The organism is Saccharopolyspora flava, from assembly GCF_900116135.1.
Classification (GTDB): Bacteria; Actinomycetota; Actinomycetes; order Mycobacteriales; family Pseudonocardiaceae; genus Saccharopolyspora; species Saccharopolyspora flava.
The window spans coordinates 356,553-376,923 of the sequence record NZ_FOZX01000003.1; the positions used below are offsets into that span (position 1 = coordinate 356,553).

A 20,371-nucleotide genomic window follows, 5' to 3' on the forward strand; every position below is an offset into this window, starting at 1 on the left:
GCGGTGCGGTTCGGCTCCGCCCACCAGCGGCACCGCCACCACCGAACCCGCCTCGGGCGCGGAATCCACCGGCAGGTTCGCGACGGCCGTCCTCGGGCCGGGGAAGCCGAGGTCGAGCTCGTGGTCGGCGAGCAGGGACCAGTCGTCGAACCCGACGGGCTCGACGTCCTGCGGCACCCAGTCGAGCTGGTACAGCGAGCGGGGGTGGGAGTCGGCGGCCGGTTCCGGCACCGGGCCGAGCACGGCCCGCGCGGAGAGCACCGGGGCGCCGGTGACGTCGGCGGCCTCGACGGTGATGCCGCTGGAGTCGCCGGTCAGCCGCACGTGCAGCACCGATGCTCCGGTGGCGTGCAGCGTCACCTCGGTCCAGTCGGCGGGGATGCCCCGGGCGTCGAGGAACGTCGCGGCGTGCAGGGCGGCGTCGAGCAGGGCCGGGTGCAGCCCGTACGCCTCGGCGCCGGTGATCTCCTCCGGCAGCGCGACCTCGGCGAAGATCGCGTCGTGGCCGCGCCAGGCGGCGCGCAGGCCCCGGAACGCCGGGCCGCGCAGCACCTCGCCGGGCTCGTCGTAGAAGCCGTCGATGTCGACGACCGTGGCGCCGCGCGGCGGCCACTGCGCCAGGTCGAAGTCCGCCGGACTCGCGTTCGCGCCGAGGGTTCCGGTGGCGTGCAGCGCCCACTCGGACTCCTCGCCGGGGCGGGCGTGCACGCGCAGCTCGCGGCGACCGGACTCGTCCGGTTCGCCCACGCGCAGCTGCACCTGCAGCGGGGCGTCGTCGGGCAGCACCAGCGGTGCTGCCCGGGTGAGCTCCTCGACGCGGTCGCAGCCGACTCGGTCGGCGGCGCAGGACGCCAGCTCCAGCACCACCGAGGTCGGCAGCAGCGCCCGGTCGTCGACGAGGTGATCGGCCAGCCACGGGTGCGCGGCGAGCGACAGCGTGCCGGTCAGGATGAGCTCGTCGGAGCCCGCGACGGTCATCGCCGCGCCGAGCAGCGGGTGGTCGGCGGCCGACAGGCCGAGCCCGGTCGGGTCGCCCGCGCTGACCGACACCGACGGCCAGAACCGCTGGTGGTCGAACGCGTAGGTCGGCAGCGGAACCCGCCGGCCACCGGCGTGCACCGGCGACCAGTCGACGTCGACGCCGGTGACGTGCAGCCGCGCCAGGGCGGTGAGGAACGCGGTCTCCTCGTCGCGGTCCGCGCGCAGCGCGGGAACTCCGTCGCCGACCAGCGCCGACAGGACGCCGTCCGGCCCGAGCTCCACGAACGTCACGTCACCCGCGGCCTCGACGTTGTCGGCGAACCGCACGGTCTCCCGCACGTGCCGCACCCAGAACTCAGGCGAAGTCACATCCCCCGAAGCCACCACCGGAACCCCGGGCTCCCGGAACTCCAGCCCCTCAACAACCTCCCGGAACTCCTCCAGCATCGGCTCCATCAAAGCCGAGTGGAAAGCATGAGAAACCTTGAGCCGCTTGAACTCCCAGTTCTTAGCGACCTCAAGAACGGCGCCCTCGTCCCCGGCCAACACGACCGACTCGGGCCCGTTGACCGCCGCCAAAGAGATGACACCCGATCGAGAATTGCCATTTTCGTGGGGTCGAATACCGGAGTTTTCGTCGGGTCGAATACTCCGGTATTCGTCCCCCCGAATCTGGGAGTTTTTGATTGGCGGAAGATCACCCGTTAGGTACGGCAGGACATCGGACTCGCTGGCGCGGACCGCGACCATCACCCCGCCTGAGGGCAAGGCCTGCATCAACCTGGCTCGGGCCGAGATCAACGTGCAGGCGTCTTCGAGGGACAACACGCCCGCGACGTGGGCTGCGGCGACTTCACCGATCGAGTGGCCGACGAGCTTTGTCGGGGTGATGCCGAAGGACTCGATCAGGTGGTAGAGGGCGACCTCGATGGCGAACAGGGCTGGTTGGGCGACGCCTGTTTGGTTGAGGGCGTCGGCGTCTTCGCCCCACATGACCTCTCGGATCGAGGGGTCCAAGTGGGTCAGGACTTCGTCCAGGGCTTCGGCGAACACCGGGAAGCGGTTGTACAGCTCGCGGCCCATGCCGAGGCGTTGGGAGCCTTGGCCTGCGAAGAGGATCGCGGGGGTTCGGCGGGTGGCCTGTCCCCTGGCGATCTCCTCGCCGTCGAGGAGGACCGCGCGGTGCTCGAAGGAGGCGCGGCCGGTGGCCAGGGAGCGGCCGATGTCCAGGGGATTTCCGTCAAGGGCGCGCAGCCGCCGGACCTGCTCGTCCAGCGATGCCTCGGACTTGGCGCTCACCGGCCACGGGACCGGGCCCGCCGGCGCCACGGCGCCCGGGACCTCGGCAGCGGCCGGGGCTTCGAGGATGACGTGGGCGTTGGTGCCGCTCACGCCGAAGGACGACACACCGGCGCGGGCCGGGCGGTCGTTCGACGGCCACGGGACCGGCGAGGTCGCGAGCTCCACCGAACCCGCCGACCAGTCTACGTGCGAGGACGGCTCGGACACGTGCAACGTCCGCGGCACCGTCTGGTGCCGCATCGCCATCACCATCTTGATCACCCCGGCCACCCCGGCGGCGGCCTGGGTGTGCCCGAGGTTCGACTTGATCGTGCCCACCAGCAGCGGGTTCTCGCGCTCCTGGCCGTAGGTGGCGAGCAGGCTGGTCGCCTCGATCGGGTCACCCAGCGGGGTCCCGGTTCCGTGCGCCTCCACCACGTCCACATCGGACGGTGCGAGCCCGGCCTGGTCGAGGGTCTGGCGGATGATGCGCTGCTGCGCGCGGCCGTTCGGCGCGGTGAAACCGTTCGAAGCGCCGTCGGAGTTCACCGCCGAACCCCGCACCACCGCCAGCACCTCGTGCCCGTTGCGCTCGGCGTCGGAAAGCCGCTCCAGCACGAGCATTCCCACGCCCTCGGACCAACCGGTGCCGTCGGCGTCGTCGGAGAACGCTTTGCACCGCCCGTCCGGCGCCAAACCGCCCTGCCGGCTGAACTCCACCAGCGAGCCCGGCGTGCACATCACGTTCACACCACCGGCCAGCGCCAGCCCGCACTCGCCCGCGCGCAGCGCGTGCACCGCGAAGTGCAGCGACACCAGCGACGACGAGCACGCCGTGTCCACCGTCGCGGTCGGGCCCTCCAGCCCCAGCTCGTAGGAGATGCGGCCGGATTCGGCGCTGGCGGCGATGCCGGTGCCGATGTCGCCGGTCGCGTCCGACACCGAGCGGATCAGCAGGTGCTGGTAGTCCTGCCCGTTGGTGCCGACGAACACACCGGTGCGGCTGCCGCGCAGCGACGTCGGGTCGATGCCCGCGCTCTCCACGGCCTGCCACGAGGTCTCCAGCAGCAGCCGCTGCTGCGGGTCCATCGTCAGCGCCTCGCGCGGCGAGATCCCGAAGAAGCCGGGGTCGAAGTCGGCGATTCCGGGCAGGAACCCGCCGCGCACGCTCACCCGGGTGCCGCGCTCGTCGACCCCGGCGTCACCGAGAGCCCCCACGTCCCAGCCCCGGTCGGTGGGCAGCTCGGAGGTCGCGTCCCGGCCGGAGGCGACCAGGTCCCACAGGTCCTCCGGGGAGTCCACGCCGCCCGGGTAGCGGCAGGCCATGCCGACGATGGCGATGGGTTCGGTCGCCGCGGCCACCAACTGCCGGTTCTGCCGCCGCAGGCGGTCGGTCTCCTTGACCGCCGCCCGCAGCGCCTCGACGACCTTGTCGCTGGAGTCGTTCATGGTCAGCTCCTTCAGTCCTGGCCGTCGAGTGCGGCTTGCACCAGGTCATCGACGGACATCGCGTCGATGCCGTCGTCGTGGGAGGGCTCGGCGTCGTCGCGGCCGATCAGCTGCAGCAGCGGTTCGAGGACGCCGATCTCCCGCAGTTGCGAGAGCGGCACCCTGCCGAGCAGCCGCCGGATCTCGGCTTCCTCGTCGGTGCCGGTGTCGGAAGTGCTTGTGTCGGGCAGCATTTCGCCGAGGACGTGCTCGGCGAGGTCGGCCGGGGTCGGGTGGTCGAACACCAGCGTCGAGGGCAGGCTCAGCCCGGTCGCGGCACCCAGCTGGTTGCGCAGCTCTACCACGGCCAGCGAGTCGAACCCGAGGTCGCGGAACGGCCGGTCGGCGCGCACCGCCTCGACGTCGGGCTGGCCCAGGACGGCGGCGGCGATCGTGCGCACCAGCTCCAGCACCGCGTCGCGGCGCTGGTCGGGGGCGAGCCCGGCGAGCTGCTCGTGCAGCTCCGGTTCGGACGACGTCGCGCTGTCGGCGGCGTCGTCGCCGATGAGTTCGCGCAGCAGCGGGTTCGGCCGGGCGGGCCTGCCGGAGCGGCCGGTGTCGACCGCGGCGACGACCGCGGTCGGTTCCGGTTCGGCGGCCAGCTGCCGCAGCGCGGTGCAGGCCAGTTCCGGAGCCATCGGCTTGATCCCGGCCCGCTGCGCGCTCTGCTCGGCCTCGGCGGATCCGGCCATGCCGCCACCGCCCCAGGCACCCCAGGCGATCGAGGTCCCGGGAAGGCCCTGGGACCTGCGGCGTTCGGCGAGGGCGTCGAGCACCGAGTTCGCCGCCGCGTAGTTGGCCTGACCGGGGCTGCCGACGGCCGACGACGCCGAGGAGAACAGCACGAACGCGTCGAGGCCGGAGGTGAGCTCGTCGAGCAGCAGCGCCGAGTCGACCTTGGCGCGGTAGACGTCGGCGAACCGCTCCGGGGTCATCCGGTCCAGCACGCCGTCGTCGATGACGCCCGCGGTGTGCACGACCCCGGTCAGCTCGCCCGGGGCGGCGTCCAGGAGTTCCCGCAGCTGCGCGCGGTCGGCGACGTCGCAGGCGGCGACGGTGACCCCGACGCCGGTGTCCTCGAGTTCGCGCCGCAGCTCGTCGGCTCCGGGCGCGTCGGGCCCGCGCCTGCTGGCCAGCACCAGGTGCTCGGCGCCGGCTCGGGCGAGGGTGCGGGCGACGTGCCCGCCGAGCGCGCCGGTGCCGCCGGTGATGAGCACCGTGCCGGACGGTTCCCACATCGCGGCCGGTGCGGGCGCGGGTGCCTGCACGAGCCTGCGGGCGAACGCGCCGCCGGCGCGCACCGCCACCTGGTCCTCGCCGTCGAGCCCGGCGAGGATCGCGCGGAACAGGGTCGCGGCGCGGTCGTCGAGCTCGTCGGGCAGGTCGACCAGACCGCCCCAGCGCTCCGGGTGCTCCAGCGCCGCGACCCGGCCGAGGCCCCACACCCCGGCCTGGGTGACGTCCTCGACCTGGTCTGCGCGGTCGGTGGACACGCCGCGGCGGGTCACGCACCACAGCGGCGCGGTGATCCCGGCGTCGCCGAGCGCCTGGACGAGCGTCGCGGTGTGCAGCACGCCGCGCGGTGCCGACCCGGTGCCCGGCGGGGTGTGCGCCAGGAAGGACACGACGCCGTCGACGCCGGTGCGGTGCTCGCGCAGCACGTCGGTGAGGGCGTCGCGGTCGGGTGCGTCGACCTCGACGACGACCGCGCCGGTGCCGAGCGCTTCGACGGCGGCGGTGACGTGCCGGTCGTGCTCGCGCGGGACGACCGCCAGCCAGGTGCCGGTGAGCTCGCCGGTGTGCGCGCCGCCGAGCGGGCGCCAGGCGATCCGGTGCCGCCAGCCGTCGATCTCGGCGAGGTCCTGGTGCTGCCTGCGCCAGTCGAGCAGCGCGGGCAGCACCTCGGACAGGGCGGTGCCGTCGACGTTCAGGACGTTCTCCAGCGACGGGAAGTCCTGGCTCTCCACCGCGTCCCAGAACGCCTGGTCGTCGGTGCCGGGGGCGGCCGCGGTCGCCGGGGACGGGAGGGTGTCGGGCCAGTACCGCTGGTGCTGGAAGGCGTAGGTGGGCAGGTCGATTCGCCGCGCCCCGGTTCCGGCGAAGTACGCCGACCAGTCCGGGGTCGCGCCGGTCACGAACAACCGGCCGAGCGCCTGGGTGAACCAGGCCTGCTCGTCGCGCTCCCGCCGCAGCATCGGGACGCTGTTGCCGACCAGCGTCGACAGCGGCGAGTCGGGGCCGATCTCGACGAAGCTGGTGGCCCCGGACGCGTCGACGTTGTCGGCGAAGCGCACGGTGTCGCGCACGTGCCGCACCCAGTGCTCGGGCGAGGTCACGTCGCCGCTGGTGGCCATCGGGATCCGCGGTTCGCGGAAGGTCAAGCCCCGCACGACGTCTCGGAAGTCGTCGAGCATCGGGTCCATCAGCGGCGAGTGGAACGCGTGCGAGACCTGGAGCCGCTTGGACTGCCAGTTCTCGGCGATCTTGAGCACCTCGTCCTCGACGCCCGCGATCACGACCGAGGAGACGCCGTTGACGGCGGCGATCGAGACGCCGTCGGTGAGCAGCTCCTTCACCTCGTCCTCACCGGCCTGCACCGACACCATCGCGCCGCCCTCGGGCAGCGCCTGCATCAGCGAAGCGCGGGCGTTGACCAGCGCGGCCGCGTCGGCCAGCGACAGGACGCCGGCGACGTGCGCGGCGGCGATCTCGCCGACGGAGTGGCCGACGAGGTGGTCCGGTTCCACGCCCAGCGACTCGACCAGCCGGAACAGCGCCACCTCGACCGCGAACAGGGCGGGCTGGGCGTAGCCGGTCTGGTTGAGCAGGTCCGCGTCGTCGCCCCACATCACGTCGCGCAGCTTCGGGTCCAGGTGCTCCAGCACCTCGTCCAGAGCGGCGGCGAACACCGGGAACCGCTCGTGCAGGCCCCGTCCCATGCCGAGGCGCTGGGCGCCCTGACCGGAGAACAGGAAGGCGAGCTTGCGGTTGCGGGCGGCTTCACCGCGCAGCACCCGCCGGGAGCTCCGGTCCTCGGCCAGCGCGGTCAGCCCGTCGAGCAGCTCGTCCCGGTCGGCGGCCAGCACGGCGGCGCGCTGCTCGAACGCGGCGCGCGTGGTGGCCGCCGAGCAGGCCACGTCGGTGAGCGCGTGCCCCGAATCGAGGTGGTCGAGGAGCCGTCGCGCCTGGTCGCGCAGCGCCGCCGGGGTGCGCCCGGACACCGGGACCAGCACCTCCGACACCGGCACCGTCCGCTCGGCGGCCTCGGGTTCGCCCGGGTACTGCTCGATGATCACGTGCGCGTTGGTGCCGCTGGCGCCGAAGGAGGACACACCGGCGCGGCGCGGGTGCGAGGTCTCCGGCCAGGCGGTGCGCTCGGTGAGCAGCCGCAGCTCGCCGGAGTCCCAGTCGACGTGCGACGAGGGGGTGTCGGCGTGCAGCGTCTTGGGCAGCTCGCCGTGCCGCATCGCCATGACCATCTTCACGATCCCGGCGACGCCCGACGCGGCCTGGGTGTGGCCGATGTTGGACTTCACCGCGCCCAGCCACAGCGGCCGCTCGCGGTCCCGCCCGTAGGTGGCCAGCAGGCCCTGGGCCTCGATCGGGTCGCCGAGCTCGGTGCCGGTCCCGTGCGCCTCCACGGCATCCACATCGGACGGTTCGAGTCCGGCGGCGGCCAGCGCCTGGCGGATGACGCGCTGCTGCGCGGGCCCGCTGGGCGCGGTGAGGCCGTTGGAGGCGCCGTCGGAGTTGATGGCCGAACCCCGCACCACCGCGAGGATCTGGTGACCTCGGCGCTGGGCGTCCGAAAGCCGTTCCAGCACCAGCATTCCCACGCCTTCGGCCCATCCGGTGCCGTCGGCGTCGTCGGAGAACGCCTTGCAGCGGCCGTCGGCCGACAGCGCGCCCTGGGCGCTGAACTCGACGAACCCGACCGGCGTGGCCATCACCGTGACACCACCGGCCAGCGCCATCGAGCACTCGCCGGAGCGCAGCGCCTGCGAGGCCAGGTGCAGCGACACCAGCGACGAGGAGCACGCCGTGTCCACCGACACCGTCGGGCCCTGCAGGCCGAAGGTGTAGGCGACGCGGCCGGAGAGCAGGCTCGCCGACTGCGCGGTCTGCCACTCCATGCCGGTGATCTCGGCCGGTGCCCGGTACTCGCCGCTGCCGCCGCCGACGAACACGCCGGTGTCGGTGCCGCGCAGCCGGCCCGGGTCGATGCCGGCGCGTTCCAGCGATTCCCACGCGGCTTCGAGCACGAGCCGCTGCTGCGGGTCCATCACCAGGGCCTCGCGCGGCGAGATCGCGAAGAAGTCCGGGTCGAAATCGGCGACGTCGTGCAGGAATCCGCCGCACCGGGTGGCGCTGCGGCCCTCGTCGAACAGCGCGCCGAGGTCCCAGCCGCGGTCGGTGGGCATCTCGCCGACGGCGTCGACCTCGTCGATGAGCAGCCGCCACAGGTCCTCCGGCGAGCGCACACCGCCCGGGTAGCGGCAGCTCATGCCGACGATGGCGATCGGCTCGTCGGTGGTCTGCCGGGTGACCTGCTCTACCGGGCCGTCGCTCGCGCCGAGGAGTTCGGCGAGCAGGTGCTCGGCGAGCTCGACGGGCGTCGGGTGGTCGAACACCAGCGTCGCCGACAGGGAGAGCCCGGTGGCGCGGTCGAGCTGGTTGCGCAGGTCGACGGCGGTGAGCGAGTCGAACCCGAGGTCGCGGAACGGTGCGTCGTCCTCGACGGCCTCGGCGTCGCCGTGGCCGAGGACGGCCGCAGCGCGTTCGCGCACCAGGGCCAGCACCGCGCTGCGGCGACGTCCCTCCGGCATGGCGAGCAGGTCGCGCCGCAGCTCCGGTTCGCCCGCGGGCTCGTCGACGCGGGCCTCCGGGATGCCGGAGAACAGCGCCGCGCGCTCGGTCATGGCCGGGGCGAAGGTCTCCCAGTGCACGTCGGCGACGGTCACGGCAGGCTCCTGGCCTGCGACGACGCGGCCGAGCTCGGCCAGCGCGCGCTGCGCGGGCACCGCGGGCAGGCCGCTCAGGCGCAGGTGGGAGGTCATGCTCGGGTCGGTCGTCTCCGCCCACGGCCCCCACGCGACGAAGCGCGTCGGGCGGCCCCGGTCGTCGCGCTGCCGCGCGAACGCGGCCAGCCGCGCGTCGTGGACGGCCTGCTCGGCACCGCCGCGCACGCCCCAGGTGCCGGCGAGGGAGCCGAGCACCAGGAACGCGTCCAGGTCGCGGTCGGCCAGCAGCTCGTCGAGGTGCGCGAGGCCGGTGAGCGCGTGCTCGGGCGCGTCGGCGTGCACGACGGCGGTGAGGTCGTCGCCGACGGTGTCGAGCAGCGCGGTGAGCTCGTCGCGGTCAGCGGGGTCGCAGGCCACGACCTCGGCGGGCAGGTCCTCGGACGGGGTGTCCCCGCCGGTGAGGACGAGGTGTTCGGCGCCGTTGTCGGCCAGCCAGCGGGCGACGAGCCCGCCCATCGGGCCGGTGCCGCCGACGACGAGGACCGTGCCGCGCGGCGTCCAGCGGTCGGCTGCGCTCGCGCGCACCAGGCGGCGGGCGCGGGTGCCGTCGGGGCGGATCGCGATCTCGGGCTCGTCGGCGGGGATCGTGGTGAACCAGCGGTCGACGACCTCGGGCAGGTCGATCAGGCCGCCCCAGCGCTCGGGCTGTTCCAGGGCCGCGACCTGGCCCTCACCCCAGATGTCGGCGTGCGCGGGGTGGCGCAGCGGTTCGTCGCCGACGGCGACGGCGCCCCGGGTCACGCACCACAGGGGCGCGGTGATCCCGGCTTCGGCGAGCGCGTCGAGCAGCGCGAGCGGCCGGTCGTCGCGCAGCGACACGACTCCGGCGTACTCGTCCGCGTCCGCCGCGTCGACGGTCTCGGCCAGGATCGCGTCGACGCCGAGCGCCTCGGCGGCGGTGGTCGCCCACTCGTCGTCGGCGGGTGCCAGCACGAGCCACCGTCCCGCGCTGTCGCGGTTTCCGGTGACCGGGGTCCAGTCGATCGCGTAGCGCCAGTCCGGTTCGGTGCGCTCGACGACGCTGCCGGGCACGGTCTCCGGCCAGTAGCGCTCGTGCTGGAAGGCGTAGGTGGGCAGGTGAACCCGACGCGCCCCGGTTCCGGCGAAGAACGCCGGCCAGTCCATGGCGATCCCGGCCACGAACATCCGCCCGAGCGCCGCGGCGAGGCTCTCCTGCTCGTCGCGTCCCCGCCGCAGCACCGGCACGCCGCCGTCGACCAGCGCCGACAGCGCCCCGTCGGGCCCGATCTCCACGAACCGCGAAGCCCCGCACCTGTCCACGTTCTCGGAGAACCGCACGGTCTCCCGCACATGCCGCACCCAGAACTCGGGCTCGGTCACATCCCCGGAAGCAACAACCGGAATCCCGGGCTCCCGGAACTCCAGCCCCTCAACAACCTCCCGGAACTCCCCGAGCATCGGCTCCATCAAAGCCGAGTGGAAAGCATGAGAAACCCTCAGCCGCTTGAACTCCCAGTTCTTAGCGACCTCAAGAACCGCATCCTCGTCCCCAGCCAGAACGACCGAGTTCGGTCCGTTGACCGCCGCCAACGAGATGACACCCGTTCGAGAATTGCCATTTTCGTGGGGTCGAATACCGGAGTTTTCGGCGGGTCGAATACTCCGGTATTCGTCCCCCCGAATCTGGGAGTTTTTGACCCCAGGAAGATCACCCGACAGGTAAGGCAACACCTCGGACTCGCTGGCGCGGACCGCGACCATCACCCCGCCCGAAGGCAAGGCCTGCATCAACCGGGCTCGGGCCGAGATCAACGTGCACGCGTCTTCGAGGGACAACACGCCCGCCACGTGGGCTGCGGCCACCTCACCGATCGAGTGACCTGCGAGGTAGTCAGGGCGGACACCGAAGGACTCGATCAGGCGATAGAGGGCGACCTCGATCGCGAACAGGGCCGGTTGAGCGACACCCGTTTGGTTGAGGGCCTCCTCGTCCTCGCCCCACATCACTTCTCGGACCGACGGGTCCAAGTGGGACAGGACCTCGTCCAAGGCCTCCGCGAACACCGGGTGGCGGTCGTAGAGGTCTCGGCCCATGCCGAGGCGTTGGGAGCCTTGGCCTGCGAAGAGGAAGGTCGTGGAGGCGGTGGTGCGGGGTAGCGAGCCTCGGGTGAGTTCGATCAGGCCCTTGTCGGTGGGCAGGAGGGCGGCGCGGTGGGTGAAGGCCGTTCGGGTCGTGGCCAGCGAGAACGCGACGTCCAGCGGGTCGCCCTCGGCGGCGCGGATCCGGTCGATCTGGGCGTCGAGGGCCGCTGCGGTCTTGCCGCTGACCAGCCACGGGGCCGGGAGCGGCTGCCGCTGCTCGACCACGGCCGGCTGCTCGTCGGCGGCTTCCAGGACGACGTGGGCGTTGGTGCCGGACAGGCCGAACGCCGAGACGCCCGCGCGCCGGGGGCGTCCCGTGTCCGGCCACGCGACCGGCTCGGTCAGCAGCGACAGGGCGCCGGAGTCCCAGTCGATGTGCGAGGTGGGCTGGTCGACGTGCGCGGTCTTCGGCAGCAGACCCTCGCGCATCGCCATCACCATCTTGATGACACCGGCGACGCCGGCGGCGGCCTGCGCGTGCCCGATGTTGGACTTCACCGACCCCAGCCACAGCGGCCGGTCCCGGTCGGCGAAGGTCGACAGCAACGCCTGCGCCTCGATCGGGTCGCCGAGAGTGGTTCCGGTGCCGTGCGCCTCGATCGCGTCGATGTCCGCAGTGGACAGTCCCGCGTCGGCGAGGGCGCTGCGGATCACGCGCTGCTGCGACGGGCCGTTCGGCGCGGTGAGACCGTTCGACGCGCCGTCGGAGTTCACCGCCGAACCCCGCAGCACGCCCCACACCTCGTGGCCGTTGCGGCGCGCGTCGGACAGCCGCTCCAGGACCAGCACGCCCACGCCCTCCGACCAGGCGGTGCCGTCGGCGGCCTCGGCGAACGCCTTGCAGCGCCCGTCGGCCGCGAGCCCGTCCTGGGCGGTGAACTCGACGAACGAGTCGGGGCTGGACATCACCGACACGCCACCGGCCAGCGCCAGCGAGCACTCGCCGTGGCGCAGCGCGGTGCTCGCCCAGTGCATGGCCACGATCGACGAGGAGCACGCGGTGTCGACGGTGACCGCCGGGCCCTCCAGGCCCAGCGCGTAGGCGAGACGGCCGGACATGACGCTGGCGGTGTTGCCGGTGGCCAGGTAGCCGAGCACGTCGGCGTTGAGCGAGCGGCGCAGCACGTGCTCGTAGTCCTGGCCGTTGGTGCCGACGAACACGCCGGTCTCGCTGCCGCGCAGCGCCGCCGGGTCCAGGCCCGCGCGTTCCAGCGCCTCCCACGCGGTTTCGAGGACGAGGCGCTGCTGCGGGTCCATCGCCAGCGCCTCGCGCGGCGAGATGCCGAAGAACGCCGCGTCGAAGTCGGCGACGTCGCGCAGGAAGCTCGCCTCCCGCGCGGCCGAGGCCCCGGCGCCGAGCGCGTCGAGGTCCCAGCCGCGGTCGCCGGGGAACGGCCCGACCGTGTCGGCGCCGTCGACGAGCAGCTGCCACAGCTCCTCCGGGGAGGAGATGCCGCCGGGGAAGCGGCAGCCGATGCCGACGATCGCGATCGGCTCGTCGGTGTCGGCCCGCACGACCTCCACCGGCGCGACCGCCGGCTCCCCCACGGCCTCGGCCAGCAGGAACTCGGCGAGGTCGGCGGGGGTCGGGTAGTCGAACAGCAGCGAGGCGGGCAGCGTCAGGCCCGTGGTCGCCGACAGCTGGTTGCGCAGCTCCAGCGTGGTCAGCGAGTCGAAACCGAGGTCGCGGAAGGCGCGCTCGGCGTCGATCTCGGAGGCGCGGGAGTGGCCGAGGACCCCGGCGATGTTGGCCAGCAGCAGGTCGAGCATCGCGCGGCGGCGCTCGGCCTCGGGCAACCGCGCCAGTTCCCGCAGCGGCTCGCCGCGCTGCTCCGGGCCGCTCTCGGCCCGGGCACCGCGCACCTCGGGCAGGTCGCCGACCAGCGGTGCCGGGCGGAGCTGGGTGAGGCCGGGCAGGAATCGCGCCCAGTCGATGTCGGCGACCGCGATCGCGGTGTCGCCGCGCTCCACGGCCTGCCGCAGCGCGGAGATCGCCAGGTCCGGCGCCATCGGGCTGAACCCGCCGCGCCGCAACCGGTCCTCGACCCCTTCGTCGACCGCCATGCCGGACCCGGCCCACGGGCCCCACGCGACCGAGGTCGCCGGAAGGCCCTGCGCCCAGCGCATCTCGGCGAAGGCGTCCAGGTAGGCGTTGGCGGCGGCGTAGTTGCCCTGACCGGCGGCGCCGATGACGCCCGCGGTGGAGGAGAACAGCACGAACGCGTCGAGGTCGGAGGTCAGCTCGTGCAGGTTGCGCGCCGCGATCGCCTTGGCGCGCAGCACCCGGGTGAAGTCCTCGGGGGTGAGGGAGTCGACCAGGCCGTCGTCGACGACACCGGCCGCGTGGAACACCGAGGTGACGCGGTGCTCGGCGAGCAGCGCGGCCAGGGCGTCGCGGTCGGCCGCGTCGCACGCGGCGATGGTGACCCGCTCCCCCAGCTCCTCGGCGAGCGCGGCGGCTCCGGGCGCGTCCGCGCCGCGCGTGCCCACCAGCAGCAGGTGCTCGGCGCCGGCCTCGGCCAGCCACCGGGCGACGTGCGCGCCGAGCGCGCCGGTGCCGCCGGTGACCAGCGCGGTTCCGGGCCGGAACTCGCGGCCGGGACCGTCCTGGGCGGCTTCGGCGCGCACCAGCCTGCGGCCGTGGACGCCGGAGGGGCGCACCGCGACCTGGTCCTCGCCGGTTCCGGCGAGGACCGCGGCGAGGCGGCGGGCGGTGTTGCGGTCGAGCCGTTCCGGCAGGTCGACCAGCCCGCCCCACTGCTGCGGGTGTTCCAGGGCGATGACGCGGCCGAGTCCCCACACCGCCGCCTGATCGGGGTTCGGCACGCCGCCGGTCACCGACACCGCGTCGCGGGTGGCGACCCACAGCCGCGCGTCGAGGCCGCTCGCCACCAGCGCCTGCACGGCGCTCGTGGTGTCGGCGAGCCCGCCGTGCAAGTCGGCGTCGAGGGCCAGCAGCGACAGGACTCCGTCGACCGGGGTCGCCAGGTCGCGCAGGGAATCCGCGAGCGCCGCCGGGTCGGTGACCTCCAGGCGGGTGACGTCGACGCCGAGCCCGTCGACGAGCTCGGATTCGTCCTGGCCGGGGCCGTGGAGGACGAGCCAGTGCCCGGTGAGCCTCTCCGCGGGGGTGAGCGGACGCCAGCTGACGCGGTACCGCCAGGAGTCCACCGTGGACAGCTGGTGCCTGCGCCGCCACTCGGCCAGGGCCGCGAAGTCCTCGCGCTCGACGGCGTCCCAGAACTGCTCGTCGAGCGGCGCGGAACCCGGCGTCTCGGCGGTCGCGGGCTCGGGGGTGGCGTCGGGCCAGAAGCGCTCGTGCTGGAACGGGTAGGTGGGCAGGTCGACGGGCCGCGCGCCGCTGCCGGCGAACAGCGCCGCCCAGTCCACCCCGGTGCCGCGCACGTGCACGCGGGCCAACGAGCCGAGCAGCGCGGGCACGTCGTCGCGGTCCGCGCGCAGCGACGGCGCCAGCACCGCGTCGCCGCCCAGGATCTCCTGGGCGAGGGCGCAGAGCGTGCCGTCGGGGCCGATCTCCAGGGCCGCGCGCACGTCGCGCTCGGCCAGCCGCGCCACGTTGTCGGCGAAGCGCACGGTCTCGCGCACGTGCCGCACCCAGTACTCCGGCGAGGTCACGTCGCCGAAGACCGCGAGCGGGATCTGCGGGTCGTGGAACTCCAAGCCGTCCACGACGGCCCGGAACTCGTCCAGCATCGGGTCCATCAGCGGCGAGTGGAACGCGTGGGACACCGTGAGCCGCTTGGACTTCCAGCGACTCGCCAGCTCCAGCACCTCGTCCTCGACACCCGCCAGCACGACCGAGGCCGGGCCGTTGACCGCGGCGATCGACACACCGTCGGTCAGGTGCGGCGCCACCTCGGCCTCACCGGCCTGCACCGCCACCATCGCACCGCCCGAGGGCAGCGCCTGCATCAGCGAGGCCCGCGCGGAGACCATCCGGCACGCGTCCTCCAGCGACAGCACACCCGCCACGTGCGCGGCCGCGATCTCACCGACCGAGTGCCCGACCAGCTGGTCCGGGGTCACGCCCAGCGACTCCACCAGCCGGAACAGCGCCACCTGCACCGCGAACAGCGCGGGCTGGGCGAACCCGGTCCGGTTCAGCGCGTCGGCGTCCTCGCCCCACACGACCTCGCGCAGCGGGCGCGGCAGGTCGGCGTCGAGGTGCGCGCACACCTCGTCGAAGGCGTCGGCGAACACCGGGAACCGCTCGTAGAGCTCGCTTCCCATGCCCAGGCGCTGAGAACCCTGGCCGGAGAACAGAAACGCGGTGCGGCCGCGCGACGCGACACCGCGCACCAGCGCCGGGTCGGTCCGGTCGTCGCGCAGCGCGGTCAGGCCGGTAATCAGGTCGTCGCGGTCGGCGGCGATCACCGCGGCGCGGTGCTCGAACGTCGAGCGGGACGTGGCCAGCCCGGCCGCGAGATCCGTCAGGTGCAGGTCGGGCCGCTCGTCGAGGAGCGCGAGCAGCCGCGCGGCCTGCCCGCGCAGCGCGCCCTCGGCACGCGCCGAGACCAGCACCGGCACGGTGCCGCCGACCGGTTCGTCGGCCGGCTCCGGGGTGTCCGGGGCCTGCTCCAGGATGGCGTGCGCGTTGGTGCCGGACAGCCCGAACGACGACACCGCCGCCCGGCGCGGCCGGTCCACCTCGGGCCACGGGGTCTCCTCGGCGAGGAGCTCGATGGCGCCGGGAACCCAGTCGACCTTCGTCGACGGCTGATCGACGTGCAGCGTCCGCGGCAGCACGCCGCGCTGCAGCGCCTGCACCACCTTGATGACGCTCGCGACGCCCGAGGCCATCTGGGTGTGGCCGATGTTGGACTTGATCGACCCCAGCAGCAGCGGACTCCGCCGGTCCTGGCCGTAGGTGGCCAGCAGCGCGTCGGCCTCGATCGGGTCGCCCAGCGCGGTGCCGGTGCCGTGCCCCTCCACGGCGTCCACATCGGACGCCTCCAGACGGGCGTTGGCGAGGGCCTGCCGGATGACGCGCTGCTGGGCGAGACCGTTGGGGGCGGTGAGCCCGTTGGACTCGCCGTCCTGGTTGACGGCGCTGCCGCGCACCACCGCCAGCACCGGGTGCCCGTTGCGCTGCGCGTCGGAGAGCCGCTCCAGCAGCACCAGACCCACGCCCTCGGCCAGGGTCATGCCGTCGGCGCCCTCGGCGTAGGCCTTGCAGCGGCCGTCGGCGGCCAGCGCGCGCTGCCTGCTGAACCCGACGAACGCGCCCGGGGTCGACATGATGCTCACGCCACCGGCCAGGGCCAGCGAGCTCTCGCCGCCGCGCAGCGACTGGCAGGCCAGGTGCAGCGCCATCAGCGACGACGAGCACGCGGTGTCGAGGGTGACCGCCGGGCCTTCCAGGCCGAACAGGTAGCTGATCCGGCCGGACAGGACGCTGGAGAGCGCGCCGGTGATCATGTGCCCCTCGTCCGGGGACGCTCCGCCGCGCCCGGCCGAGTAGTCCTGGTAGCTGGCGCCGATGAACGCGCCGGTGAGGCTGCGGCGCAGCCGGTGCGGGTCGATGCCGGCCCGCTCGATGGCCTCCCACGCGGTCTCCAGCAGCAGCCGCTGCTGCGGGTCCATCGACAGCGCCTCGCGCGGGCTGATGCCGAAGAATCCGGGGTCGAACTCGGCCGCGTCGTGCAGGAATCCGCCCTGCACGGAGTAGGTGCTGCCCGCCTTGTCCGGGTCCGGGTCATGCAGCAGGCCTTCCCAGCCGCGGTCGGTGGGGAACCCGGAGATCGCGTCGACGCCGTCGGACACCAGCCGCCACAGGTCCTCCGGGGAGCTCACGCCCCCGGGGTAGCGGCAGGCCATGCCGACGATGGCGATCGGCTCGTCGTCGGTGACCGAGGCGACGACCGGTGCGTCGCGGCGGGTCTCACCGCCGCCGATCTGGGCGAGCAGGTGCTCGGTGAGCGCCAGCGCGCTCGGGTGGTCGAAGACCATCGTCGTGGCCAGCCGCAGGCCGGTGGCGGTGGCCAGCCGGTTGCGCAGGTCGACGGCGGTGATCGAGTCGAAGCCGACCTCGCGGAACGCGCGGTCCTCCGGCAGCGCGTCGGGGCTGCTGTGCCCGAGGACCTTCGCGGCCTCGGTGCGCACCAGCTGTAGCACGGCCTGCCTGCGCTCCCCGGCGGGCAGCGCGCGTAGCTCGGCGACCGCGCCGCCGTCTGCGGCCTGGGCCTGCTCGGCGGTGGCGGTGAGCCTGCGGACCTCGGGGATCTCGTCGAACAGCGTCGTGGGCCGGGCCGCGGTGAACACCGGGTGGTAGCGGTCCCAGGCGACGTGGGCGAGGGCGAGCTCGGTCTCGTCGTCCTCGATGGCGCGCTGCAGCGAACCGAGGGCGAGCTTGGCCTTCATGAACTCCAGGCCGCTGCGCCGGATCTGCTCCGGGTCGACGCGGCCGAGGCCCAGGTCGTCGGCCCAGATGCCCCACGAGATCGCGGTGGCGCGCAGGCCGCGGGCGCGGCGGTGGCAGGCCAGCGAGTTGAGGTAGGCGTTGCCGGCGACGTAGGCGGCGTGGTCGCCGCTGCCCCACATGCCCGAGACCGAGGAGAACAGCACGAACGCGTCGAGGTCGTCGTCGATGAGCGCGTCGAGGTTGCGGGCGCCGTGGACCTTGGCGCGCAGCACCTCGTCGAGCACGTCGACGGTGGCGTCCTCGATCGGGTACAGGCCGATGGTGGCGGCGGCGTGCACGACGGCGCGCAGCTCGTGGCCGTCGGCGCGCAGGTCCTCCAGCAGCGCGGCCACGGCGTCGCGGTCGGCGACGTCGCAGGCCACGACCGTGGTCGGGGTGCCGAGTTCGCGCAGTTCGGCGGCGAGTTCGGCGGCGCCGGGCGCGTCCGGGCCGCTGCGGCTGGTGAGCACGAGGTGCTCGGCGCCCAGGTGGGCGAGCCAGCGGGCGACGTGCGGGCCGAGGGTGCCGGTGCCGCCGGTGATCAGCGTGGTGCCGCGCGGCGTCCAGCTCTCGGCCCGGTCGGCCCGGTCGGTCCGGGCCGGGGCGTGGACGACGCGGCGGGCCAGGATTCCGTTGGCGCGCACGGCGATCTGGTCCTCGTCGCCGGGGCGGGCGAGCGCGGCGGCGAACCGTCGGGCGGCGCGCGGGTCGAGCTCGACGGGCAGGTCGATCGAGCCGCCCCAGCGCTGCGGGTGCTCCAGCGCGGCCGACCAGCCCAGGCCCAGCGCCATCGCCTGCGTCGGGTGGGCCACCGCGTCGGAGCGGCCGGTGGCCACCGCGTCGCGGGTGATGTTCCACAGCGGCGCGTCGATACCGGCGTCGCCGAGGGCCTGGATCAGCGAGACGGTGAGCACGAGACCCAGCGGCAGCTCGGCGGTGCCCTCGGCCGGTTCCTCGGCCGAGGGCAGCACCGACACCACACCGGCGAGCTCTGCGCCGTCGAGCTCCGCCTCGGCGAGCTTCCGGGCCAGCACCGCTCGGTCCGCGCAGGTCTCGTCGAGGACGAGGTCCCGCACGTCGGCGCCGTTGTCGGCCAGCGCCGAGCGCACGTCGTCCCCGGCGCCGTCGGTGCCGTCGGAACCGTCTGCGCCGACCAGCAGCCAGGTGCCCGTGAGCGTCGAATCCTGCAGTCCGCGCAGGGGTTTCCAGGTCACCCGGTAGCGCCAGGAGTCCGTCGTGGACTTCTCGCGGCTGCGCTCGCGCCAGGTGTGCAGCGCGGGCAGCACGGCGGCCAGGGATTCCTCGTCGACGTGCAGGCTGGAGGTGAGCGCGGCGAGGTCGGACTGCTCGACGGCCGCCCAGAACTCGGCCTCAGCGGGGTCGCTCGCCTCTCCCCCGCCCTGGCCGCTCTGTCCGTTCTGGCCGGGCAGGGCGGGTTCGATCCAGAACCGCTCCCGCTGGAACGGGTAGGTCGGCAGGTCCACGCGGCGGGCACCGTCGAATCGCGGTGAGAAGTCGACCGGGACGCCGCGCACGAACGCCTCGGCCAGCGAGGTCAGCACCCGGTCGGTGCCGCCGGCGTCGCGGCGCAGCGTGCCGCAGGCGACCCCGCGGACCTCGGCGTCGTCGATCGCGTCCTGCACGCCCGGGGTGAGCACGGGGTGCGCGCTGACCTCGATGAAAGCCCGGTGCCCCGACTCCAGCAGGGACTCGACCGTCTCGGTGAAGCGCACCGTCTGCCGCAGGTTCCGGTACCAGTACTCGGCGTCGGTGTCGGCGCCGTCGAGCCGTTCGCCGGTGACGGTGGAGAAGAACGGCACCTCGGGGCGCTGCGGCCGGATCGGGGCCAGTTCGCGCAGCAGCTCGTCGTGCAGGTCCTCGACATGCCGCGAGTGCGAGGCGTAGTCCACCTCGATGCGGCGGACCCGCACGCCCTCCTCGGCCAGCGTCGCGCACAGCTCGTCGAGCGCGTCCAGGTCACCGGAGATCGCCACCGAGCGCGGGCCGTTGGTGGCGGCCAGCGACACGCGACCGTCCCAGGCCGCCAGGCGCGGTTCGACCTCGGCGGCGGGCAGCGCCACGGAGGCGATGCCGCCGCGCCCGGCGAGCGCGCCCGCGATGGCCTTGCTGCGCAGCGCGACGACGCGCGCCGCGTCCTGCAGCGACAGCGCCCCGGCCACGCAGGCGGCGGCGATCTCGCCCTGCGAGTGGCCGATCACCGCGTCGGGTTCGACGCCGTGCGCGCGCCACACCTCGGCCAGCGACACCATCACGGCCCAGGTCGCGGGCTGCACGACGTCGACGCGGTCCAGCGACTCGCCGTTGCGCACCACGTCGACCAGCGAGAAGTCGGTGAACGGGGCGAGCGCGGCGGCGCACTCGAAGAAGCGGTCGGCGAAGGCGGGCGACTCGTCGAGCAGCTGCGCGCCCATGCCGACCCACTGCGCTCCCTGCCCGGGGAACACGAACGTCACCTTGGAGTCGACGTCGGCGACACCCCGCGCCACCTCGACGCGGTCCGGCGATGCAGAAGAGGTGAGCAGCACGGCCCGCTGCTCCAGCTGCGACCGCAGCATCAGCGAGTACCCGACGTCGGCGGGATCGGCCTCGACCCGCCGCACCCGCTCGATCTGCGCGTCGAGCGCCCGCGGCGTCTTCGCCGAGACCACCCACGGGATCCCGTGGCTGGTCCTGTTGTGTGGGTGAGGGGCAGTTTTCATGAAAACTTCGCCCGGACCCTCGAGAACCACGTGAGCGTTGGTCCCGCTGATGCCGAACGACGACACGGCGCAGCGCCGCGCCCGCCCGGTCTCCGGCCACTCCTGGTCCTCGCGCAGCAGCGACACCGCGCCGGAGTCCCAGTCGACGTGCGAGGACGGCGTGTCGCAGTGCAGCGTGCGCGGCAGCACGCCCTCCTGCAGCGCCATCACCATCTTGATCACACCGGCCACACCCGCCGCGGACTGCGCGTGGCCGATGTTGGACTTCACCGAGCCGACCAGCAGCGGGCGGCCGGCGTCGCGGTGCTTGCCGTAGGTCGCCAGCAGCGCCTGCGCCTCGATCGGGTCGCCCAGCG

General features: G+C 73.8%; 2 protein-coding genes (both only partly in view). Both read right to left on the reverse strand.

Features of this window, described 5'->3' with window-relative positions:
• A protein-coding gene (locus BM424_RS29450) for an SDR family NAD(P)-dependent oxidoreductase (protein WP_425442009.1) crosses the window boundary here: on the reverse strand, positions 1-3,726 show its start. Its footprint begins 16,155 nt before the window's first position; only the first 3,726 of its 19,881 coding nucleotides appear in the window; its start codon is at positions 3,724-3,726; its stop codon lies beyond the left edge, outside the window.
• Positions 3,723-20,371, reverse strand: the 3' portion of a protein-coding gene (locus tag BM424_RS11675; protein WP_139274049.1) for a type I polyketide synthase. It continues 10,645 nt past the right edge of the window; 16,649 of the gene's 27,294 nt are visible here — the last part of the coding sequence; its start codon lies off the right edge, out of view; it ends in the stop codon at positions 3,723-3,725. Before BM424_RS11675 ends, BM424_RS29450 begins: the two co-directional genes overlap by 4 nt.